Here is a 22,675-nt window from a genome sequence, read left to right as displayed (position 1 = left end):
ATAAAATGCCTGTCCGGGCTAATCCCGGACATGATTGACAGTAACGGTGTAACCGGCAACTGTTAATTGGGAATCACCAGCACCTGACCGGTTCGGATACGGCTGGCACTGCTGATCTGGTTAGCCTGCCTGAGAGAATTCAGGCTTACATCAAAACGCTGGGCAATTTCTGACAGCGTATCGCCTGCCTGAATGACATACTGATCGGGTCGGGTATTAATGCGTCCTTCGCGTTTTAACCGAGCCACCAACGTATCCACTGGAGGTTTTTTGTAGAAGTAGGCCCTTAGTCCCTTATGAATCTTCAGGGCCATGGCGCGCTGATGGCTGCGGGTTTTCAGCTTGCGGCTCTCTTCCGGGTTGGTGATAAACCCTGTTTCCACAAGAATGGATGGAATATCCGGAGACTTCAGCACCACAAAGCCAGCCTGTTCTACCTGATCCTTGTGCAACCGGTTAATGCCACCAATGTTCCTCAGTACTTTATCACCCACCTCAAGACTTGCAGACAGTGTTGACGTCATCGACAGATCCAGCAGCACGCTGGCCAGCATATCGTCTTTATCATTCAGGGATATACCACCTTCGCCGCCTATCTGGTCAGAAGAGTTCTCCTTCTGTGCCAGCCAGCGTGCCGTTTCCGAAGTGGCACCAGTACGGGACAAGGCAAATACCGAGGCACCATGAGCCCGACGATCCGTAAAGCCATCAGCATGCACAGACACAAACAGGTCTGCTCCGGCATTACGGGCAATTTCCGTCCGCCGGCGTAACGGGATGTAATAATCCCCGGTTCGGACCAGAACTGCTTTAAAGCCCTGTTCACGGTCAATGAGCTTTGCCAGCTCACGGGAAATATTCAGAACAATATCCTTTTCATAGCCGCCGCCATGGGCAATGGCTCCCGGGTCTTCGCCGCCATGACCGGGATCAATGGCAATAATGATATCCCGATCTTTTGAAACAGGTGGTGGTACAACGGGCTTGGGTACAGCTGTTCCGGTATCAAACAGGTCAATCACCAGACGATGACCATAAGTGGCATAAGGCTTCAGCAAAAAGCTTTCCGGCTTTACTCTGGCGTTCAGGTCCAGAACCACTCGCAGGTCGTCTTTGTTCTGAACACCATAGCGTATGCTTTTCACCGGCGTATCGTTCAGGCCCGGCGTAGAAACAGAGGAGCCACGAGTGGCTCCCTTGATGTCGATCACCAGCCGGTTCGGGTTACTCAGGGTAAAAGTTTTGTGAGAGACTTCTCCCGATACATCAAACACCAGCCGTGTTTTATCAGGGGAGCGCCAGAGTCGTACGTCTCTGATCACCCTGCTGGCCGCCAGAACAATTTCTGCTTTCAGCAACGACAGGCCCAACGCCAGCTTCGCACCTGTGGCAACAAACTGGCGACGACCATTTTTCAATGTCTTCTGTTTTGAGTCTGACCGATGGAAGCGGTTGAGTAATAGCCCAAAGATCCCTGGCTTTATTGACATTTACCCTCCTGCATCCTTGCCAGCATCGTTACTCCTCTGGTCGTGCCAGCAACGATGGTCGCCTTACGCCCCGGTAAATTATAATCCAGCCTTACTTCCAGATCGGCGTCAGGCAGAGCGCCTGCACCCCGGCATGGCCATTCAATCAGGCAGACACCTGCTTCGGAAAAATAATCCCGCCCGCCAATAAACTCCAGCTCTTCAGGGTCTGCCAGACGGTACAGGTCAAAATGATAAACGAGCTGACCATTAACATTATAGGGCTCAACCAGTGTGTAAGTTGGGCTCTTAACCGCACCCTGATGCCCAAAATGTCTCAGAATGCCCCGGCAGAGTGTTGTTTTTCCAGCCCCCAGATCACCCTGCAGATAAATAATTGCCTCACCCTCAGTAGCCTCTGCCAGGGAAGTCCCCAGCTTAACCATGGCATCCTCATCATCAATCAGCAGGTCTACCTGCTCCTTGTGTACATTTTTCTGCATCGCTTTTTCTTGCATAGCTTTATCTTGCGTAGATTTGCGCATCGTCCGCGACAATACTTCCTCAATTTTGTACTGGATGACCGGTTAAATTATTTAACTGCTGCCGGATAAAAGGAATCGTATCCGTAGCCAGCAAACCGGTTTCACCCTGTTGCTTCGCCAGCGTATCTGCACCGCTAGCATGCAGCCAGACACCCAGTCTGGCTGCGTCATAAACGTCTATACCCTGCGCCAGTAGCGCACCAATAACACCACTTAATACGTCACCCATTCCTGCCACAGCCATGCCCGGATTTCCGGCAGAGCAAAGGCTGGTCTGCTGCTCATGCCGGATCAGGCTGCCAGCACCTTTTAAAACGACACACGCATTATATGTTTCAGACAAACTGGCGACAGTGGTAAAACGATCCTTTTGTACGGACCCCGTATCAGTTTGCAACAACCGGGCAGCTTCGCCCGGATGGGGAGTAAGAATCATCGGAAACTTTCGCGTCCGACGCAATTGGGGATGCCCCGATAACAGGTTCAGTGCATCAGCATCCAGCACAATGGGAACATCAGCGTTCAGAGCCTCATCCACAAGGTCAAACGCCCAGGGGTCGGTACCAATACCCGGTCCCGCAACAATAACTGTTTTATCATGTAGTAAGAACTGTAGTTCTGTCCTGCTGTTTACCCCGGCAGCCATTACCTCAGGTCTGCGAATAGCAAGAGCCAGAAGGTGTTCTGCCCGGGTCGCTACCGTCACTTTGCCAGCCCCGCAGTTTATGGCAGCCTCTGCCGCCATAATCACCGCCCCCGGCATCCCATGATTGCCGCCAACAATAAGAACATGACCATAATTGCCTTTATGAGCCGTTCGCTTTCTTGGGGCCAGCAGGCTCCTGAGAGTAGATTCATCCAACCGTATAGAAGACGGTTTCAGCGAGTTATAAGCGACAGCGGGAACATCCAGATCAGTAAAGTGCAACGTTCCACACAACTGAGGGCCTTCACCAGTCAGCAATCCCTGTTTCGTGCCAATAAACGTCACTGTCAGTTCAGCCTGCACCGCAGCTCCCAGAACAGCGCCAGTGTCAGCACACAGCCCGGACGGAATATCAACAGCAACAACCGGGCTACCGGAACCATTCAAGGCTTCAATCGCCTGCTTATAATCACCACGAACCTCACCATTCAGCCCTGTGCCAAGCATGGCATCCACCAGAATCTCGCCAGTGACCGCCGAATCATCACGCCACAGAACACTACTGACACCCTTGATGGTGCAATGCTCAAACGCCTTTCGGGCATCGCCTGTGAGTTCATCCGGATTTTTCAACGCGGTGACAGAAACAGGGATATTGCGCTCAGAAGCCAGTGCCGCGACAAGATAACCATCCCCACCGTTGTTTCCTGCGCCGCAGAACACCTGCAGGCTGGCACCATGATTAAGTTGCGGGTAATGCTGCAGAAGGCGGCTGAATACCGCATCAGCTGCTCGCCCCATCAGCTCAAAACCGTCAATCCCCGGATGATCAGCAACACCAGCAATTGCCAGCCTGTCCAGTTGACGAACCTGATCAGCGGTGTAAAGTTCTTGTGGTAAACTGCGCATACGGACATCCCCGCACTTGATCTGAACCGGCTGACTCCGGTTCACTAACTAGTATTAAATCGATTATATCCTTAAGAATCCGTGTCAAAGAACCCAGCTAACCCAGAATTTACCAAGCAATCCAGCCAACGATTTACCCGGCGAGACCCTCAAACCTCTTCAGCAGAGATTGATTTTGCTCAGCTGGCCGAACAGATTCGGCAGTGGGGGCGGGAGCTTGGCTTTCAGGCGATCGGCATTTCGGAAGGCAAAGTACCCGAACAGGATCAGCAGCACTTCAAGGAGTGGCTGGCCATGGGATTCAATGGTGATCTGGATTATATGGAACGGAATCAGGATCTTCGCTTCAATCCCGAATCCCTGCATCCGGGTATGACTCGCATCATTTCTGCCCGGATGGATTATCTGCCTGCGGACACAGAGACCGTAAAAATCCTTGGCGAGCCAGAAAAAGCCTACGTGTCCCGCTATGCCCTTGGACGTGATTATCACAAGCTGATCCGCAAACGCCTGACCCAGCTGGGCAAGATGATTGAAGCGGCTGTTGGCGAACACGGTTACCGGGCTTTTGTCGACAGCGCCCCGGTGATGGAACGCCCTCTGGCGCAGCAGGCGGGACTCGGCTGGATGGGGAAGCATTCATTGATTATCAACCGGCAGGCAGGGTCGTTCTTTTTTCTGGGCGAGCTATTCACCAATCTTCCGTTGCCGGTGGATGAGCCTTACGATAAAAACCATTGCGGACGCTGTTCATCCTGCATGGACAAATGCCCGACCGGTGCCATTGTTGAACCCTATCGCATTGACGCTCGCAAATGCATTTCCTATCTCACCATCGAAAACAGTGGCCCAATTCCCGTAGAGCTGCGCAGCAAAATGGGCAACCGGATTTTTGGCTGTGATGACTGCCAGCTTGTCTGCCCCTGGAACCGCTTTGCCAAACCGACTCAGGAAAGTGATTTTCGACCAAGGCATTCACTGGATTCTGTGAATCTTGCTGAACTGTTTCTGTGGACAGAAGAAGAGTTTCTGGAACGTACCGCAGGTTCAGCCATCCGACGGGCAGGCTTTGAGTGCTGGTTGCGTAATATTGCGGTTGGGCTGGGTAATGCTCCCACCAGCGATAAGGTCATTCAGGCATTAAAATCCCGAAAAGACTATCCATCGGAGCTGGTAAAGGAGCATGTGCTTTGGGCTCTGGAGCAACACTTAAAGCGGTGAGTACATTTTCCAGACCAATAATGCCATTAAGTGTCAGAGATACTAACACTTCTGTTCGGAATTTTTGCATCTTAGGCTGTTCTAAGGGATAGAAAGGGTATGGACAGATCATACCTGTTTTAAAACCAAAGGACAGGTATATGCAACCTTCTACCCCAATAGCGAATTTATCCCAGCCAGCAGCACAGCCTGCTAAAAATACCGGCAGCCAGCTCTCCTCTGATAATGAAGTGCTACCAAAGTTCCAGCACTTATCCGTTGCCACTACGCCGGTAGCACCTGCCTTAGCGGGGTTACAGGGAAGCACTTCCTATAGTGGTCAGGCGTTGCAACCACTGGCTTCAGCCAGGGTATCAACAGAAGATTACCCACTGACGTCCAGGCCTGTTTTTCCCAGTCAAAAGGCGTTTAAGCCCTTTCAGGCTAACAACCTTACAGAGGCTCTGAAACAGTCAGGCCTGGAACCCGTAGGGAAAGTACTTGGAAAAGGGGCGTTCGCTACCGTAGAGGAGTATAAGCATCATGACCATTCCCTTGCGGTCAAAATCATCACAAAAAAAGCACAAGGCGAGTTTGAAAAAGGAGAAATCGAAGCATTAAGAATAAGCTCCCACCCAAATATTGCTCACACCCACGCTATTCTTCTGAAAAAAACTGACGGCAATTCTTATGCCCTGATTGATCACACTACCGAAATAACCGATGAGATTAAGCAGGGGTATCAACTGGCTGCCGTTATCTCTGATAAAGTATCCGGAACCGAGTTATTTGATCTCCTCAATACACCGCCACGAATCCGGCGCGAAAACAAGATGGTCATTGACTGGACATCAGATATCGCTGAGGCTCTGAATCATATTCAACAGCATGGCGTAGTTTTTCGTGACCTCAAGCCTGAAAACGTACTGATTAGCACCGAAGCTGAAGAACGCATCGCAATTCTGGTCGACTTTGGCTTATCAAAAAAAATAGGTCTCAGCAGAACCCGCTCGTTTAGGGGAACCTATGAATACATAGCTCCAGAGGTTTGGCAGTGCAAGCTCCATGAAGATTTCAATTATAGTTACTCAGTTGATAGCTGGGCTCTTGGCAGCCTTATCTTTGAATTTATTACAGATTTTCCCCCCTCTTACTGCGTTAGTAGGAATAATGAAGTTATCTTGCAACATCGCCAACCTACCATTAGAGAATGGAAAAAAAACACCGACAGCTTTGCAGAACTGGACGATGAACAAAAAATAAAGCTGATGAAGAAAGGAACAAGTAAGTTATGGGTCGTAGGAGAAAGGCCTGCCCCGGAACTGATGGAACTTGCCGCTGGTCTGCTAAGACGCAACCCAGTGGAGCGACTCACGATTCAGCAGGCAAGTGAGCAACTTTTACGCCTGAAACAACCCAAACCTATACCACTCAATCAGGCCATGCACCCTGAGGCTAGCGCATAGGTCGGGACAATAGTCGTACTAACTTGTGATAAAGAACTGACGATAGTAGCGCAGCTCCTCAATAGACTCACGAATATCTTCCAGAGCCAGATGCGTTCCCTTCTTGTTGAAGCCGTCCATAATGGCTGGCTTCCAGCGGCGCGCCAGCTCTTTCAGGGTGCTGACATCGATATTACGGTAATGGAAGAAATCATGTAGCTCAGGCATGTAACGGTGCAGGAAGCGACGATCCTGACCAATGCTGTTGCCACACATCGGAGAGATGCCCGGCTCAATATGATCTTTCAGAAAATCCAGGGTCATTCGCTCAGCTTCAGCCAGAGAAATGGTACTCTGCCGCACACGCTCAGTCAGTCCGGTCTGACCATGGGTTTTGATGCACCACTCGTTCATGTTGCTGAGTACATCATCACTCTCATGAATTGCAATAACAGGGCCTTCAGCAATCTGATTGAGCTGCCCGTCGGTTACAATTGTGGCGATCTCAAGGATTCGGTCGGTATCAGGCTCCAGGCCTGTCATTTCCAGATCAATCCAGATCAGATTATCCGCTTTTGCCATCAAACACCTGGTAGTTAAGTAGAGTTACGAATGCCTGTATGATAAGGCTTCTACGCTAAAAAAAGTACAGCAATTGTACACTTTGGCTGGCATATTAAGTCTACACCTTCATACTATGTCATTAAAAACTATGTCGTTAAAAACTATGTCATTAAGATCGTATCGGTAAAATCCACGAGTTGATTGAATCTATTGTTCTCTGCTCGACTGAGACTTGACCAGACCATCCTTTCATTATGAACTTTAAGAGATAACATGAGTAAGCGCAAACTAACGCGCAGACAGAGCTGGCGCATTCAGAAAATTCAGGAAGAGCGCATAGCCCGGGCTCGCAAGCGGGAAAGCCAGATTGAAGAAGAGCTGCAGAGCGAAGATCTGGGACCGGAGCAGGAGGGGCTGGTGACAGCTCATTATGGTGCCACACTGGATATCGAGTCTCCTGCCACCCCCGGAAAGCCCCGCCGCTGTCACCTTCGCCGCAACCTTCCCCCTCTTGTCACGGGCGACAGGGTCATCTGGCGACCTTCAACCAAAGACGAAACCGGCGTGGTTGTCGCGCTGGACGAACGCTCCAGCCTGCTTACCCGTCCGGATAACCACGGCCGTATCAAGCCGGTAGCAGCCAATATCGATTACATTGTACTGGTGATTGCTCCCGTACCGATTCCTCACCTGAACCTGATTGATCGCTACCTGATCGCTGCAGAAACCGTCGGGATCGAACCCGTTATCCTCCTGAACAAGATCGACCTGCTGGATGATGAAGGCATGGAAATGATGATCGACATGCTGTCGGTCTACCATCAGATCGGTTATCGCATCCTCACGGCTTCCACCCGGTCCGACCATGGCCTGGATGAACTGAAAGATATGCTGGATGAGCATACCAGTGTATTCGTGGGGCAAAGCGGTGTAGGTAAGTCTTCACTGGTCAATGCCCTGCTGCCCGGCATTGATACTCTGGTTGGAGAACTGTCAGAAGCCACCGGCAAAGGCATGCACACAACAACCGCTGCCAAGCTCTTCCATTTTCCGGCAGGGGGAACGCTTATCGACTCTCCGGGCATTCGTGAGTTCGGTTTGTGGCATATCACTCCGGAAGAAGTCATCCAGGGATTCCGGGAGTTCAGGCCGTTTCTCGGGTATTGCAAATTCAGGGACTGCAAACACGAACAGGAACCGGGCTGTGCCATTCACAAAGCCCTGGAAGACGGCGAAATTACGGAAGAACGCCTGTTCAGTTACCGGCAGATTCTTGCGTCCCAGCAGCCGAATCAATAGCGTCTCACCTGTCCTGCTGGTTGGCCGGATTTTCGGATAAGTCATTATCACAGTGACAATCTGTCGCTTGTTCATCGGTTATTTCAGAGGCAGTTTCAGATGCTGAAGCTGCTTCTGTGGTATCATGCGAAGGTTCAAAAAAACGTTCCATCAAACTGTTTAAAAGCACTATAAGCAGCTCTTTGCATGCTTCTTTATCGCTGCCAAATAAACTGAGAAGACTCTGTATAGCAGAGTTGTTAGCATTCAGATGACGAATCAGGGAGTCAATCTGCCAGTCCTGCAGGCTAGCTATCAATGACTCCCAATCCGGAGCCACCAAGAGGCTTCCCTCTTTACCACTAGGGTCAATACTGTCATCGACTGGCGCTCCCTGAAGAAACCCCACTGCGACATTTCCAGAGTGTGTAGCAGATTGGTCTGGCTGATCACTTATAGCTACGAACATTTCGAAGGAAGCGCTGTCAGACACTTCATCCGAACCCACGCTTTTATTGTCATCGTCGTCATCCTGGTCTATTGACACAACGCGAATATGGATAGTGGCCTCTGGAGGTAAAGTATATTCAAAAGCCCCGAAATCCGGCAAAAGCGAAACGCCCTTAATCTCGATCTCGCTCTGATTATGATTCAGCAAGTAGAGGCCATTTTGTCCCTCTGCTAACTCATGAAAACTTAAGCCGTAAAGATTCTTATGCAGTTTTTCCAGAATCTCAGAATGCTTCGTCAGCTGACTATTGTGGGATACAACTTGCAGAAAGGTTCGCTGGCTGAAGTAATCCAGATTGGCAAACAGACAGGTGATTACCGGTTCCTGACTGAGAGCATCACAATAGAGTGTCACTTCTTCCGGATCCAGCGCTGTCGCTCCTTCTGGCTGGTTTTTATCCGTAGGTTTATCATCAGCAGCCCTTGCCTGACTCACTGCGGTAAAAACGATGAATAAAAAAACAAAGAAAATGAGATAGTCTGCTTTTTTCATTTTTAGTGGCTTTCTGGTTATTAGAGGCTGGTTATTGAATTTTCTTTTGGGGCATATTAGTTCAGACTTCCTTCTCCTACTTGCGACAAATACCTATAATGCGTTCATCCACGACAAACAAACAGAAGTACAATGAGTCAAACATCACTTCCACTGATTCTCGAACCTGCTGAGCTTGAACATCATCTTCATGACAGCAACCTGTTGATCGTCGACCTGTGCAACCCTCAGCTATACGCCCAGGTGCATGTTCCCGGTGCCGTTAACATAGCTCCCCAACACCTTGTGGCAGGCACGCCGCCGGCCACTGGCAAGCTGCCACCGTTACAGCAGCTGGAAAACCTGTTTTCACTGCTTGGTTACACCGGCAATGAGCATATCGTGGTCTATGACGACGAAGGTGGTGGCTGGGCGGGGCGCTTTATCTGGACCCTGGATGTTATCGGGCATAAAAACTACTCCTACCTGAACGGCGGTATTCATGCCTGGCTGAAAGAAGACCACACAGCGGAAAGTGAACCCAGACAGGTAGAGCCAACCCGTGTCTCCCTGTCAATCGACCCGTCTGTGATTGCTTCCAAAGATTACATCCTGACGCATCTGGAAAATGCCAGTACGGCTATCTGGGACGCGCGCTCCCCTGCAGAATTTGCGGGTATAAAAGTGCTGGCCAAGCGTGGCGGACATATTCCCGGTGCCATTAATTTTGAATGGACATCAGCCATGGACCCGGCCAGAAATTATCGTATCCGGGAAGACCTGCCCGAAGTCCTTTCTGAGCTGGGTATGCCCCGGGAAAAAGACATTATCACCCATTGCCAGACTCACCACCGTTCCGGCTTTACTTATCTGGTAGCCAGAGCGCTTGGATTCAATTCGGTAAGAGCCTACGATGGTTCATGGTCAGAATGGGGCAATCTGACCGATACGCCGATCTCCCAATAGGCTGGTACAAACCAGCCTGTCTTTAACAAAACGCTTCCTTTACAATCGTCCTTCAAAATATCATCCCCTATAACAGGACAGCCTTAGTGAAAGAAAAACTGTTCGCGTTGACCCAGTACATTCTGCCTCACCACCTGATTTCCAGAGCGGTGCATTATTTTGTCGAGTGTGAAATCCCAGCTTTCAAAAATGCCCTGATTAACTGGATCATCAAGCATTACGACGTAGATATGAGCGAAGCTCAGGCTGAGCATGCGGAGTCTTATAAACACTTCAACGATTTCTTCACTCGTCCTTTGAAAGAGGGAGCCCGGCCTCTGCCTGAACAGGAAGAAACCATCGTCAGCCCTGCCGACGGTGCTATCAGCCAGATTGGCGACATTGAATATGGCCGCATCTTTCAGGCCAAGGGCCATGATTACAGCCTGATAGAACTACTGGGGGGTGATACCGACCTGGCTACTGAATTTATGGGCGGCAAGTTTGCCACTATTTATCTCTCCCCAAGAGATTATCATCGTATCCATACACCTGCGGCAGGTACCCTGCGCAAGATGATTCACGTCCCCGGTCGTTTGTTCTCCGTCAACAAAGGCACTGTAGAAAACGTGCCGGGGCTGTTTGCCCGTAACGAGCGGGTTGTCAGTATCTTTGATACTGAGCATGGCCCGATGGCGGTGATCATGGTGGGTGCCATTAATGTTGCCAGTATTGAGACCGTCTGGTCCGGCCTGGTGACACCTCACCGCAAGCAGGTAAGAACCACAGAATACGAAGAGTCGACAACGGCCAGTATAATGCTGGAACGTGGTGAAGAGATGGGTCGTTTCAAACTGGGCTCCACGGCTATTGTTCTGTTCGGCGAAGACAAAGTGAACTGGCTTGAGCAATGGCAGGCCGAGTCTACAATCAAGATGGGTCAGGCTCTGGCAACTCCTGCAGAATAGCTCTTGTAAACAAAAGCTCTGATAAAACATGCAGGCATCGGGCCTGCATGTTTTCTATCGGAGTTCCCTCATGAAGCGATCTTTCACTGAGTGTCCACACCTTTCAGCCAGTTCTGTCCTGGGCCAGCTCACTCTTATTGTTCTCTTCAGCCTGTTTTCAGGCTGCTCCGGTATTCAGGGGAAAAGCAAAAGCGGAACGACAGGGTTATGTAAACGACATGCGTTCAGAAACCCTGAAAATGCTGTATGACTATAAACCCAGTGCCTCCGCTCAACTGAGTGAAGCCGTTGGCTATGCGGTTTTCAGCAACATCAACAGCAACCTGCTCCTGCTCAGTACCGGTTCCGGTTATGGAGTTGTCCACGACAATCAATCCGGTGAAGACACCTACATGCGCATGGCCAGCGCCGGTATCGGCATTGGATTAGGCATCAAGGACTTCCGGGCCGTCATTGTTTTCGACAACCGGAGAACTCTGGATAGTTTTATAGAAAACGGCTGGGATTTCACCGGTCAGGCTGACGCAGCCGCCAAATCAGGCGACAAAGGCGGCGAACTCCTGAGCGGAACGGTCAACACAGATCTGGGTATTACCGTTTACCAGTTCACCGAGAACGGACTGGTTGCCCAGGCAACGCTACAGGGTACAAAGTACTGGATTGACAAGAAACTGAATTAAAATATCCCGAAGGGCTTTTCTTGAAATCCAGCGCGATTCCCCCATATAGTCTTGCAAGCTCCTGAATGAGCTAATACCAATTCTGTGCGTTAACCCCGGTAAAAACATGACCATTAAGCTCGGCATAGTCATGGACCCGATTGAGTCCATCGAATTTAAAAAAGACAGTTCTCTGGCGATGCTGCTGGCTGCGCAGAAGCGGGGCTGGCAACTGTTTTACATGGAGCAGCATGACCTCTATCAGAAAGAAGGCGTAGCCAGGGGCAGTATGCGTCCACTGCAGGTACGTTATGATGCCAATGACTGGTTCACCCTTGGTGAGCGTCAGGAGCTGCCTCTGGAGTCACTGAATGTGATCCTGATGCGTAAGGACCCGCCGTTTGATATGGAGTTTATCTACAGCACCTATTTGCTGGAACAGGCTGAAGCCGCCGGCTCCCTGATTGTCAACAAACCCCAGAGCATTCGTGACTGCAACGAAAAGATGTTTGCCACCCTGTTCCCACAATGTACGCCTCCGGTCATGGTGGCACGCAGCGCACGCCTGTTAAGGGAGTTTGCTGAAGAACATGGTGATGTAGTGCTGAAGCCTCTGGACGGAATGGGCGGTTCTTCTATTTTTCGCACCCATTCGAAAGACCCCAACTTCAGTGTGATTCTGGAAACCCTGACGCAACACGGCACCTCGCAGACAATGATCCAGAAATACATCCCCGAGATCGCAAAGGGCGACAAACGTGTCCTGCTGATTGACGGTGAGCCTGTACCTTATTCACTGGCACGTATCCCGGCCGAAGGCGAGTTGCGTGGCAACCTGGCAGCAGGCGGCAAAGGTGTAGGACAGGAATTAAGTGACCGTGACCGCTGGATCGCCGAACAGGTGGCACCGGTGCTGAAAGAAAAAGGTCTGCTGTTTGTCGGGCTGGATATTATCGGTGATTACCTGACCGAGATTAATGTCACCTCGCCAACCTGTATCCGCCAGCTGGATGAGCAGTTTGGTATCAGCATTGGCGATAGGCTGATGGATAAGATTGAAGAGAAGCTGTCTTAATTTCGTTGGCGGATACAAGAAAACTCAGCGTTCAGCGTTATGCTCTAATTGCCATGGTCAGGGTCGCTCACCTGACTGGCAATTCTGTATCATGAACCGTCAGAAGTTATAGGTCATACCTACACTCACCATCAAAGAGTCTTCATCATAAAAGTCGATGTTTGAGTCCTTTTTGCTGTAACCAGAGAGGGAAGCCAGTTCCCAGTTGGTCCAGCCAAAAGGCTCGTCGTAAGAGTAAGCCAGAAAAGCTCCCCACTGGTTGTCTTTTTGTTTTTTGCTAAACACCGGGTTGCTCTTGTCATGGCGATTAATCTGATAACTGAGATTAAAGGCCATAGACGACTGCTGCCATCGAGTGAATAAACCAAGCTCAACAGCATTGGCATGATAAGACATAGCATCGCCATCGGCATCCAGTCGTGTATGATTCAGACCGGTGCGAAGAAACAGGGTTCTGCTGACAGGAAAACGGTACGCACCTTCAGCGAAAAATATAGTCCCCTCCCTGTTCAGCAGTTTCCGGGTTTCGGTATCAAAAGTGGCCTGTCCACTGCGCTCTCTCTCCAATGTCTGCTTTCCTCCGGCTACTTCCAGAGAGAAACCAGAGCTCATAATGTTGTTAAACTGGACGCGCAGTGCCTGAATGCTGATATCAGTTTCTTTTCTTTTCTGACCAGTCGCAAAAGGGTCCTGCCAGGTTTTATTTGGAAAAACACCAGGGATAACACTGGCAGAGATGACACCATTTTTTTGTAGCGAGTGGCGATAGCCTATTTCGGTATGAAAACGCCCCAGTGCAACGTCGGCCCGGTCGGATCCGAGGTAAAACTGTCCTTGTGCATCACTCAGCGTGTACTGAAGAGAAACCAACGGCATGATCAGTGCCTTCCCCTTTCGTTTTGAGGCTTTATCCAGTGAATCGGTTTGTTCGTACTCGGCATTGAATTGTGACTTTGATTGAGAATAACCGGCTAACAGTGAGGCTTCTCCACTGAAGCCGGGTTGCCAGCTGGCAGTTTGTGAAGCCATAAGAATCGAAGGGGAAAGAAAGCTTACCAGTACGGCAATAAGGCGAGTATCCATGCTTGTCTCTTTTTCTTATTAATTGCCACCTGAAGTGTATCGTTTTTTATGAAGCATTATAAGTAATTGGTTGCGTATCAGGTCAGTTTCGACCCAGTGTACATCAAAAACAAACAGACAAAGATCCTCTCCTCTTGCCAGCTTCCCCCACATTCATGACAATGTCATGAATGTTCATCTTCAGGAATGACTTAAGAGGCCTGCCCCTGTCAATGTCCACAATGACCAGCGTTTCTTCAATCGACCGTTTCAGCTTCACCGTTTTCATGGCAACAGCCATTCATGCTGTTATTCTGCTGGGCGTTTCCTTTGGACTGCAGGAAATGCCCGCGCCTCCCAAAACCCTTGAGGTGACCCTGGCGACCTACAAAAGTCAGGAACAGCCTGAAGAAGCGGATTACCTGGCCCAGTTCCACCAGCAGGGCAGCGGGACACTGGAAGAAAAAGCCAGACCGCAAACCGATCAGGAAGCGGAATTTCAGTCCAACCAGATTAATGAGGTTGTACTGGAAACCCAGGAAGAAGCCTCCCCCAAACAGGAGCAGCCCCAGACCGCGCAGATTTCTACCCGGGCTGAGGTCGAACGCAAAACGCCCGACAAGGTGGAAAACAAAAAGCCCACACCGGATACACCTGAACAGGTTAAGCCCCGTAAACGCATCGATCTCAGGCAGGAAATTTCCAGCCTCGAAGCTCAGTTCAGCCAGCAGCGCCAGGAATACGCCAAACGCCCAAGGATCAAACGCCTGACTGCCGCCTCTACCATGCAGGAGCCCGGTGCCTACTACAAAGAAACCTGGCGTCGAAAGGTTGAACGGATTGGTAATATGAATTACCCACCACAGGCCAGAAAAGAAAAACTCTATGGCGAGCTGCGCCTGATGGTCTCTATTAACCGGGACGGTACATTACACGACGTTGAACTGATGGAGTCGTCCGGTTCCACCATTCTCGACGATGCTGCCATTCGTATTGTCAAACTGGCAGCTCCCTACGCCCCTTTTGGCAATGACCTGAGAGACTATGACCGTGTAGAGATTATACGAACCTGGCGCTTCGAACGGGGAGATCGGTTATTTAGCAACTGAAAATCGAATTACTACGTAAAAGTTGCTAACTGACAAGTTTCGCCCGATACTGCGCACATGAGAACGTCAAGCTTTCAAAGTCTCAAAAACCACTTTCTGATTGCCACGCCCCAGATGGCAGACCCATCCTTTGCTGAAACGCTGACACTTATCTGTGAACACAGTAAGGATGGAGCCCTCGGAGTAGTCATCAACCGACCAACCGAGCTGATGCTGGGGGAAATTTTCCGACAGGTCGGTATCGAATATTCCGACACCTGGGCGCAAAGCCAGAGCGCCGTTTACGCCGGAGGACCGGTTGCATCAGAAAGAGGCTTTGTGCTTCATTCCAACGACCGGCTCTGGGAGTCCAGCCTCAATGTGGGGGAAGATATTAACCTTACCACCTCCAAAGACATTCTGGTCGCCATGGCGAACAATGAAGGACCTTCTCACACTCTTGTCGCCCTGGGATACGCTGGCTGGGGAGCGGGTCAGCTGGAACAGGAGATGGCTGAAAATACCTGGCTGACCTGTGCAGCCACCCCTGCCATTATCTTCACAATCCCCTACGAGCAACGCCTGACCGCAGCAGCAGCATCCCTGGGAGTTGATTTGCATTTACTGTCTGGCCAGGTTGGACACGCCTGATAACACCATTAAAATCTATGACAACTTCTTCTGTATCTTCTGTTTCTTCTGTAAAAACCATTCTTGGCTTCGATTTTGGCACCAAAAATATTGGTGTTGCTGTCGGTCAGGCCATTACCCGAACAGCTACTGCCCTGCCACAGCTGAAAGCCCGCGACGGCATTCCTGACTGGAACAAAGTCGAAGCACTGATCAACGAATGGCAGCCAGATGCTGTCGTGGTAGGCATTCCCCTGAACATGGACGGCTCCGAGTCACAAATGTCACTTCGGGCCCGCAAATTCGGCAAACGCCTGCATGGACGTTTTAACCTGCCCTTTTTTGAGGCTGATGAACGCCTGTCGTCATTTGAAGCCAAAGACTGGGCTGATAAACTGGGACACAGCAAACATTATGGTTCAAACCCTGTCGACGGGATGGCGGCCCAGATCATTCTGGAAGGCTGGATGAATGATGAGAATAACCCGGTTCTTTAGCCTGTTATTTCTATTTTCAAATACGGTTGCTGCCGGTGCGCTGCATCCACTCTGTCTTGATCGTTTTACTGATCCTGAAAAAAGCAGCAGTGCTGGCACCAGTACAAGCACCATGACTTCGCTGGATCTGCGCGCCTGCCAGAAGCAGTACGCTCATCTGAATTTTGACCAGAAGAGCCCATGGCTGGCTTCGTTTAACGCAACCAGAACCAACACCGAGACCAGTCAGGAAGAGAGCGAAACACTCCCGGTCTTTGCCGCTTACCACATCATCGGGCAAATGGAAAACGAACAGGTTCTGGTCAACTATGCCGTCAGTTATGGCGGTTCAGGCACTTTTTCCTTTGGCTTCCTGTTCAAAGGATTAAGCCTCGACACCTTTCCGAACCTGGATGATGCCCTTGCCGGAAAAAAACGCTCTGCCAACCTGGAGCTGATTAAGAACTTCAGTGGCGGTGACCGGTGCTTTGGCGGCATCACCGATATGCGTATAGAGGCTCCGGATAAAGTCAGCGTGACACGCAATATGACGCCCTATAAGCTGGTCTCTCTGGGCGTTCCGGACAATCAACGGACTAAACGCTATGGTGACCTGCCAGACTGCGCCCGGTGCTGCATTGGAGAATTTACAGAAATCATTGATCTCAACGGACAATCCGAGCTTCTGGAAGTGCGCCTGACAGGTACCCGTCTGGAGCAGGGCACAGACCGGTCAGAGCAACAGGCCTGCCTGGCCGGTTTAATTGGTGCAGGAAATAAAAACCTGATACTGAATCGCAAACAGCTGGAAGACCTTCAAGCATCATATAGAACCGACTGCTTTTAAAAACTCTCCGGGTCCTTGGCTTTTTCCCGGGCGGTGTCGTGAGAAATCAAACCTTTATTGACCAGCTTTTTCAGACACTGGTCAAGTGTCTGCATACCGATGGAACTGCCTGTCTGTATCGCAGAATACATCTGCGCCACTTTGTCTTCACGAATCAGGTTGCGGATGGCAGAAGTGCCTATCATGATTTCATGGGCAGCCACACGTCCACCGCCGTTTTTCTTAAGCAGGGTCTGGGAAACCACGGCTTGCAGAGACTCGGACAGCATTGAACGTACCATCGACTTTTCTTCAGCAGGAAACACATCAATAATCCGGTCAACAGTTTTGGCGGCAGATGTCGTATGCAAGGTGCCAAACACCATATGACCCGTTTCAGCTGCAGTAAGGGCAAGGCGAATGGTTTCCAGATCGCGCATTTCCCCTACCAGAATAATATCCGGGTCTTCACGCAGTGCGGCTCGTAATGCATCGCTGAAACTGCGGGTATCCCGGTGGACCTCTCTCTGGTTGACCAGACACTTCTTTGATTCGTGTACAAATTCAATGGGGTCTTCAATGGTCAAAATATGGTCATAACGGGTGTCGTTTATGTAGTCGAGCATGGCTGCCAGCGTCGTTGACTTACCGGAACCGGTAGGCCCTGTGACCAGAACCAGCCCTCTGGGCATCGTAGAGATATCCTTGAACACCTGCCCCATACCCAGATCATTCATCGACAGAACTTTGCTGGGAATGGTACGAAACACCGCACCAGCCCCCCGGGACTGGTTGAACGCATTCACCCGAAAACGTGCAACACCCGGCACCTCAAAAGAAAAGTCCGTTTGCATGCACTCTTCGAAATCACGTCGCTGTTTATCGTTCATAATGTCATAAATCAGGCCGTGTACCTGTTTATGATCCATGGGAGGCAGGTTAATACGCCGCACATCGCCATCCATACGAATCATAGGTGGCAGACCCGCGGAGAGATGCAAATCCGATGCCCCCTGCTTGAAGCTGAATGCCAGCAGCTCGGTGATATCCATGAAGTTCCCCCTGAACCCCGGAAACAGTAAAATACTGTTTTTATTTTTTCCTGATACGCAATACTGTACAGCCAGATGACATTATTAAAAAGCCGCTTTGAACAGGTTTTTGACCAAATCCATAAAGCAGAGAAAGCCTGCCAGCGTGAAGGCGAGGTCAGATTACTGGCCGTCAGTAAAACCAAACCTGCCGATCTGGTACGGGAAGCCTGCACACTGGGACAGCGTGAGTTTGGAGAAAGTTATCTACAGGAAGCCCTGGTAAAAGTTCAGGCGCTGTCAGACATTGAAAACATTGTCTGGCACTTTATAGGCCCAATCCAGTCCAACAAAACCCGGGATATCGCCAGCCATTTCCACTGGGTTCACAGTGTTGACCGTCTGAAAATTGCCAGACGCCTGAATGATCAGCGACCAGCCGACCTGCCACCACTAAACATTTGCCTGCAGGTGAATATCAGTGGCGAAGCCTCCAAGTCCGGAGTTTCCGTGGACGGACTGGAAGAGCTGGTAAAAGCCGTTTCAGAACTGCCCAGTCTTTCACTGCGGGGCCTGATGGCCATTCCTGCGCCGGCTGAAAACAAAGAACAGCAGCGCCTTCCATTTCGAGCCCTGAAGCAGGCACTGGATAACCTGAATAAAAACCTTGGCCTGAACATGGACACGCTCTCCATGGGCATGACCGATGATCTGGAAGCTGCCGTTGAAGAAGGGTCAACCATGGTTCGAATCGGCACAGCCCTGTTTGGTGCAAGAGAATATTCCAATCGTTAAACAGCTAATGGGTGACCCTTGATGACAAGAACAATGAGCCAATCCATAAAAACAGACCAGAGCATTGCCTTTATCGGTGCTGGCAATATGGCCAGCAGTATTTTCGGGGGCCTGATTGAAGGTGGCTGGCCAAAGGGCAAAATATGGGCAACTGCCCGAAGTGAAGCAACACTGGAAAACGTTAAAAAACAGTTTGGCGTTCAGGTGACCCTGGACAATCATCAGGCGGTTCGCCAGTCAGAGATTGTTGTGCTCTGTGTAAAGCCACAAATGATGAAAGCCGTGTTGCAGGACCTTGCCCCAACCCTGAAAGAGACAAAGCCTCTGTTGATTTCGGTTGCCGCAGGCATCAGTCTCGACAGCCTTCAGGCATGGTGCGGCTCCAGCCTGCCGGTTGTGCGCAGTATGCCCAACACGCCTTCCCTGCTGCGCTGTGGCGCCAGCGGACTGTTTGCCAGTGAACAGGTTAATGCAGAACAGAAAGTCATTACCGACACTATTTTTAAAGCCGTTGGGGTGACGCTGTGGGTAGACAATGAAGCCCTGATTGATTCTGTTATTGCCGTTTCCGGCAGTGGTCCTGCTTACTACTTTCTGTTTATGGAAGCCATGACCGAAATGGGCGTCAAGCTGGGGCTTGATCAGAAAACCGCTGAACAGCTTACCTTGCAGACAGCGCTCGGGGCTGCGAAGATGGCAGTTTGTAGTGATGTTGATGCCAGTGAACTGCGCAGACGGGTCACCTCACCCGGCGGCACCACCGAGCAGGCCATCAGGGCGTTTCAGGCAGGCGGTCTGGAGCAACTGGTTGAGCAGGCGATGCAGGCTGCCGTTGACCGGGCCGCTGAAATGACCCGGCAGCTGGCAGATTAATACCTCCGGGGGTTGAATAACTGCCTGTAACAACATAACTATTATTTGTGATTTGCTATTTATTTGAAGGATATCTATGTCAGCACTCTCTTCCAGCCTGGTATTCCTGATTCAGGCACTGGGTGGCCTGTACATCATGGCGGTGTTGCTGCGGTTTATTCTGCAGCTGGTTCGTGCCGATTTTTACAACCCGATTTCTCAGGCCATTGTTAAAATCACCGCACCGCTGCTGAACCCATTACGCAAAATCATCCCCGGTGTTGGTGGGTTGGACATTGCGTCGCTGGTTCTGGCTCTGGCGCTGCAGATTGGTCTGTTCTATGTGCTGTTCATGCTGAAAGGTTTTGCCCTCGCTGGCATCCCGCTCCCTGCTGTTCTGCTGCTGAGTCTGAAAGAACTGGCGACTGAAGTTCTGAACATCTACATGTTCAGCCTGATTATTATTGCCATAGCCAGCTGGGTAGCCCCGGGCAGTTATAACCCCGGACTGATGTTGTTGCACCAGATTACCGAGCCCCTGTCCAGCCGTATTCGCAAGGTGATTCCACCGTTGGGTGGCCTGGACTTCTCCCTGATGGTGCTGGTTCTGATCATTATTACCCTGAAAAACTTTATCGCCGCTCTTTAATCTTGCCCTGCTGTTCCGATGCTATTAGTAGTTGATCAACTTGTGGATAACTCATGGCATCGGACACGTCTTTCCGCCGCTTTTCTCTACCTGTGTTTCAGGGTATTACGGTTTTATGGCTGACTGTCTGCTTTATTGCTGCCCCGAACCTTGTCACCCCGAGCATGGCATGGGCCAGTAGTGAAATACTGGTCGACTCAGAAACTGACATGCCTTACAGACATGATCTCGACGGGCTGGAGATCAAACTCGGTTACGAACTACAAATTAAAGGCCAGAACAACAGTGACGCCGTTCTGATACTGATTGTCCGCATCGACAATGACCACTCAGAGAATTATTACACCCGTTTTAACCGACAATTCAGTATTAAACCGGGGCCATTTTCCCTGACCCTTCCCATAACGGGTCTGAAGACCTCTGGCAAGCAGCCACTGACTCTCCCTTACACCAAAATGATCATATTCACTGCCGGAAGCAGTGACGATATGGTTCTGACACAAGCCCGTATAACCCCTCCGCCACCTCGCCCCCAACAGGTTCTGGCCCTGGATTTTGGTAAAGAGGACAGCCCGGTGTTTCCCGGATTTGAACCGGTGACAGCAAAGGACAAACGACTCAGCGGAACACTGCTACAGCGCTTTCGTCCTTCGGGCGACGCATTAATGCAGGATGGGCTGGAGGGCATTGATAACTTTTCTGCTCCCTGGGAGAACGGACAGTGGAAACTGACCATCTGGTTGCAGGAGCAGGGAGAATGGGAGTACCTGCCACACTTTCTGCAAAGAAAAGTACGGGTTGAAGGACAAACGGTCGTCGACGAAAGTTATAACACCAGTCAGTGGCTATCCGACGTTTATTTTGCAGGGACTAAAAAGGAAGCCGTGATTGATGGGGACCAGTGGCAACTGATCGGAGAACGCAGAACCAGGCCCGTAACGTCTACCGTCACGATTACCGACAACACCTTTACAATCGAGTGGATCGGAGACCGCGCCGCCCGCTATGCAGCTGGTCTGGTGCTTGAACCTCTGGATGGCCAGTTTGCTGCGGACGCTGAGAAACAGCGGAAAGCGCGTTTTATGGAAAGCTGGCCCGCCACAGTCCCCACGTTCCCACGTTCCCACAAACTCAGCATCAGCGATAAATCAGCCCAGCCATCAACGAGTCTGGAAAAGTACAAGGTCTATCCGACGGCCAGAAACTCATTGTTAAACCTTAACTTCCGGATCAACAGCCCGGAGCCTGACAGCAACCCGATTGTTGCTATTGCCAACCCCCGCAACAGTGCGGGACAAAAGCTGGCTCTTAAATCCCGTTACGGTCACTGGCGCTTTGAACGTCCTCAACCCAATGCTAATGAACTGGTGGCCGCAGACAGTTACCTTCGTGCCGACCTGTCCAGCATGACGCTCTCGCCGGAACTACCACGCAACCTTTACCTGCAGGTGGAAGTCCCTGCTGACACGGAACCGGGTATCTACAAAGGCAACCTGCAACTGTTAAGCAAAGGGGCATTGAAAATGGTTGAGTTTGCCGTCGATGTGATACCAGTCGACCTGCCTGATATGAACCGTTCTGTCGGGCTTTATCTGGAGCCTGCACCGTATTACGAATGGTTTCCGGACAATCGCAGTCTCAAACCCTTTGTCACCGCTTGTGATTTCTCTCTGCTGACTTCCATGGGCTTTACTAATGTTGCCCCCGCTCTGGAAGTACCTATTGACCTGGATCACCGAAAAAAACTGATTAACCAGCTGAAGCAGTTGCGGATGTTTGGTTTTCAGGGACCCACACTGGCTTACACTCCACTCAAGCGTTTATTGTCTGTCCAGCCTCAGAGTGAGGCTATGCAGTCTCTTTCCAGAGTTCGGGACGATGCCGCTGTTGCCCAGCTGGAAACACCTTACTGGTCGATTTTCGACGAACCTCATCCGGATAAGTTCGCTGCCATCAAAGATACGGCCATTAAGCTACACAGCCAGTCTCTGGACATGAAAACCGCCGGACACCTTAACAACCCCAGGCAGGATGAGCTGCTGAGTGTTACCGACCTGGCGATTATTAACCATGGTTTTGGTGTCAGTAAAGCCGTTATAGAGAACTTGAAAAAAAGCAGTAAGGTCTGGCTCTACAATATGCCCGCCCCCCGACTGGCTGCCGGATTTTACCTGTGGAAAAGTAACCCGGATGGTTATGTGCAATGGCATGGTCGTATGCCTACCGCAGACCCTTTTGATCCGACCGATGGCCGCGAAGGGGATGTTATTTATATGTACCCATGGCAGGGAAGTTGCCCGGACACCATGGACATCCACAAGCGCCTGCTGGATTTGCATGAAGCTACAATCGACTTGCGCTGGCTGCAATGGCTGGATGCTCAGTCAAAAAACAACATCGACGCCAGGGAGCTTGCTGAGAAACTGCGTAATGCCATACCCGATGAATGGGAAAAGGCTCAGGAAAGTCTGTCTGCTGAACAGTTAATACTGATGCGCAAAAGTATTATGGGGCTGGTTCGGGAATCATTTACTTCAGGGTCGGCTTCAGAATAGTCACCGTGTTGGGAGTCGCGTTCCGC

General features: G+C 50.6%; 22 protein-coding genes. 15 read left to right on the top strand and 7 right to left on the bottom strand.

Annotated features, from left to right (window positions below; translation table 11 throughout):
• Positions 1 to 62: 62 nt before the first annotated feature.
• The 3 genes from V5J35_RS14145 to V5J35_RS14135 are packed head-to-tail and all read right to left on the bottom strand — an operon-like array spanning position 63 to position 3,569.
• Positions 63 to 1,490 (bottom strand): N-acetylmuramoyl-L-alanine amidase, encoded by a 1,428-nt coding sequence (locus V5J35_RS14145; protein WP_354007762.1) that lies wholly within the window; start codon positions 1,488 to 1,490, stop codon positions 63 to 65.
• Positions 1,481 to 1,987, bottom strand: coding sequence for a tRNA (adenosine(37)-N6)-threonylcarbamoyltransferase complex ATPase subunit type 1 TsaE (gene tsaE / locus V5J35_RS14140; RefSeq protein ID WP_354007761.1), 507 nt, complete (start codon positions 1,985 to 1,987; stop codon positions 1,481 to 1,483). The genes V5J35_RS14145 and tsaE overlap by 10 nt, the downstream gene beginning before the upstream one ends.
• Positions 1,988 to 2,033: 46 nt before the next feature.
• Complete coding sequence (locus V5J35_RS14135; RefSeq protein WP_354007760.1) at positions 2,034 to 3,569, bottom strand: NAD(P)H-hydrate dehydratase; 1,536 nt, start codon at positions 3,567 to 3,569, stop codon at positions 2,034 to 2,036.
• A 168-nt stretch (positions 3,570 to 3,737) separates the two neighbouring features.
• On the opposite strand from V5J35_RS14135, the gene queG reads away from it, so the two are divergent.
• Both queG and V5J35_RS14125 read left to right on the top strand, forming a co-directional pair.
• Positions 3,738 to 4,790 (top strand): tRNA epoxyqueuosine(34) reductase QueG, encoded by a 1,053-nt coding sequence (gene queG, locus V5J35_RS14130; RefSeq protein ID WP_354011298.1) that lies wholly within the window; start codon positions 3,738 to 3,740, stop codon positions 4,788 to 4,790.
• 326 nt (positions 4,791 to 5,116) lie between these two features.
• Positions 5,117 to 6,235 (top strand): protein kinase domain-containing protein, encoded by a 1,119-nt coding sequence (locus V5J35_RS14125; RefSeq protein WP_354007759.1) that lies wholly within the window; start codon positions 5,117 to 5,119, stop codon positions 6,233 to 6,235.
• An 18-nt stretch (positions 6,236 to 6,253) separates the two neighbouring features.
• Here the strand turns inward: V5J35_RS14125 and orn are convergent, their stop codons facing one another.
• Complete coding sequence (orn, locus tag V5J35_RS14120) at positions 6,254 to 6,796, bottom strand: oligoribonuclease (protein ID WP_354007758.1); 543 nt, start codon at positions 6,794 to 6,796, stop codon at positions 6,254 to 6,256.
• Positions 6,797 to 7,051: 255 nt separating this feature from the next.
• Here orn and rsgA point away from each other — a divergent pair, with 255 nt between their 5' ends.
• Positions 7,052 to 8,077, top strand: a complete 1,026-nt coding sequence (rsgA, locus tag V5J35_RS14115; RefSeq protein WP_354007757.1) for a small ribosomal subunit biogenesis GTPase RsgA — start codon at positions 7,052 to 7,054, stop codon at positions 8,075 to 8,077.
• Positions 8,078 to 8,081: 4 nt separating this feature from the next.
• Here the strand turns inward: rsgA and V5J35_RS14110 are convergent, their stop codons facing one another.
• The gene (locus V5J35_RS14110; RefSeq protein ID WP_354007756.1) at positions 8,082 to 9,059 is read right to left on the bottom strand and encodes a hypothetical protein; all 978 of its coding nucleotides are present in this window, start codon (positions 9,057 to 9,059) and stop codon (positions 8,082 to 8,084) included.
• A gap of 132 nt (positions 9,060 to 9,191) precedes the next feature.
• Here V5J35_RS14110 and V5J35_RS14105 point away from each other — a divergent pair, with 132 nt between their 5' ends.
• From V5J35_RS14105 to gshB, 4 genes are all read left to right on the top strand, one after another.
• Positions 9,192 to 10,004, top strand: a complete 813-nt coding sequence (locus tag V5J35_RS14105; protein ID WP_354007755.1) for a sulfurtransferase — start codon at positions 9,192 to 9,194, stop codon at positions 10,002 to 10,004.
• Between the two features lie 86 nt (positions 10,005 to 10,090).
• Positions 10,091 to 10,951, top strand: coding sequence for an archaetidylserine decarboxylase (asd, locus tag V5J35_RS14100; protein WP_354007754.1), 861 nt, complete (start codon positions 10,091 to 10,093; stop codon positions 10,949 to 10,951).
• Positions 10,952 to 11,088: 137 nt separating this feature from the next.
• A complete protein-coding gene (locus V5J35_RS14095; protein WP_354016418.1) occupies positions 11,089 to 11,631 on the top strand; it encodes a lipid-binding SYLF domain-containing protein in 543 nt (180 codons plus the stop codon).
• A gap of 106 nt (positions 11,632 to 11,737) precedes the next feature.
• On the top strand, positions 11,738 to 12,685 hold the full coding sequence (gene gshB, locus V5J35_RS14090; RefSeq protein WP_354007752.1) for a glutathione synthase: 948 nt from the start codon (positions 11,738 to 11,740) through the stop codon (positions 12,683 to 12,685).
• Positions 12,686 to 12,784: 99 nt separating this feature from the next.
• Here the strand turns inward: gshB and V5J35_RS14085 are convergent, their stop codons facing one another.
• Positions 12,785 to 13,768 (bottom strand): DUF2860 domain-containing protein, encoded by a 984-nt coding sequence (locus tag V5J35_RS14085; RefSeq protein WP_354007751.1) that lies wholly within the window; start codon positions 13,766 to 13,768, stop codon positions 12,785 to 12,787.
• A 212-nt stretch (positions 13,769 to 13,980) separates the two neighbouring features.
• Here V5J35_RS14085 and V5J35_RS14080 point away from each other — a divergent pair, with 212 nt between their 5' ends.
• Genes V5J35_RS14080 through V5J35_RS14065 form a run of 4 tightly spaced genes read left to right on the top strand, consistent with a single transcriptional unit; the run spans position 13,981 to position 16,788 of the window.
• Positions 13,981 to 14,856: an energy transducer TonB gene (locus V5J35_RS14080; RefSeq protein WP_354007750.1), complete on the top strand. Its 876-nt coding sequence runs from the start codon at positions 13,981 to 13,983 to the stop codon at positions 14,854 to 14,856.
• Between the two features lie 57 nt (positions 14,857 to 14,913).
• A complete protein-coding gene (locus V5J35_RS14075; protein WP_354007749.1) occupies positions 14,914 to 15,486 on the top strand; it encodes a YqgE/AlgH family protein in 573 nt (190 codons plus the stop codon).
• Between the two features lie 17 nt (positions 15,487 to 15,503).
• Complete coding sequence (gene ruvX / locus V5J35_RS14070; protein WP_354007748.1) at positions 15,504 to 15,962, top strand: Holliday junction resolvase RuvX; 459 nt, start codon at positions 15,504 to 15,506, stop codon at positions 15,960 to 15,962.
• Positions 15,937 to 16,788 carry a hypothetical protein gene (locus V5J35_RS14065; RefSeq protein ID WP_354007747.1) on the top strand — a complete coding sequence of 284 codons (852 nt, stop codon included), beginning with the start codon at positions 15,937 to 15,939 and terminating at the stop codon, positions 16,786 to 16,788. The genes ruvX and V5J35_RS14065 overlap by 26 nt, the downstream gene beginning before the upstream one ends.
• On the opposite strand, the gene V5J35_RS14060 is transcribed toward V5J35_RS14065, so the two are convergent.
• Positions 16,785 to 17,819 (bottom strand): type IV pilus twitching motility protein PilT, encoded by a 1,035-nt coding sequence (locus tag V5J35_RS14060; protein ID WP_354007746.1) that lies wholly within the window; start codon positions 17,817 to 17,819, stop codon positions 16,785 to 16,787. The genes V5J35_RS14065 and V5J35_RS14060 overlap by 4 nt on opposite strands.
• A 75-nt stretch (positions 17,820 to 17,894) precedes the next feature.
• On the opposite strand from V5J35_RS14060, the gene V5J35_RS14055 reads away from it, so the two are divergent.
• From V5J35_RS14055 to V5J35_RS14040, 4 genes are all read left to right on the top strand, one after another.
• On the top strand, positions 17,895 to 18,593 hold the full coding sequence (locus V5J35_RS14055) for a YggS family pyridoxal phosphate-dependent enzyme (protein ID WP_354007745.1): 699 nt from the start codon (positions 17,895 to 17,897) through the stop codon (positions 18,591 to 18,593).
• Between the two features lie 33 nt (positions 18,594 to 18,626).
• Positions 18,627 to 19,466, top strand: a complete 840-nt coding sequence (gene proC, locus V5J35_RS14050; protein ID WP_354007744.1) for a pyrroline-5-carboxylate reductase — start codon at positions 18,627 to 18,629, stop codon at positions 19,464 to 19,466.
• Between the two features lie 76 nt (positions 19,467 to 19,542).
• Positions 19,543 to 20,094: a YggT family protein gene (locus tag V5J35_RS14045; RefSeq protein ID WP_354007743.1), complete on the top strand. Its 552-nt coding sequence runs from the start codon at positions 19,543 to 19,545 to the stop codon at positions 20,092 to 20,094.
• 53 nt (positions 20,095 to 20,147) lie between these two features.
• Positions 20,148 to 22,649: a hypothetical protein gene (locus V5J35_RS14040; RefSeq protein WP_354007742.1), complete on the top strand. Its 2,502-nt coding sequence runs from the start codon at positions 20,148 to 20,150 to the stop codon at positions 22,647 to 22,649.
• The last annotated feature ends 26 nt before the right edge of the window (positions 22,650 to 22,675 follow it).

The sequence above is a fragment of the Endozoicomonas sp. NE40 genome (assembly GCF_040549045.1).
Classification (GTDB): Bacteria; Pseudomonadota; Gammaproteobacteria; order Pseudomonadales; family Endozoicomonadaceae; genus Endozoicomonas_A; species Endozoicomonas_A lisbonensis.
Note: the sequence above shows the minus strand (reverse complement) of the source record. Positions and strands in the feature narration are given on the sequence as shown.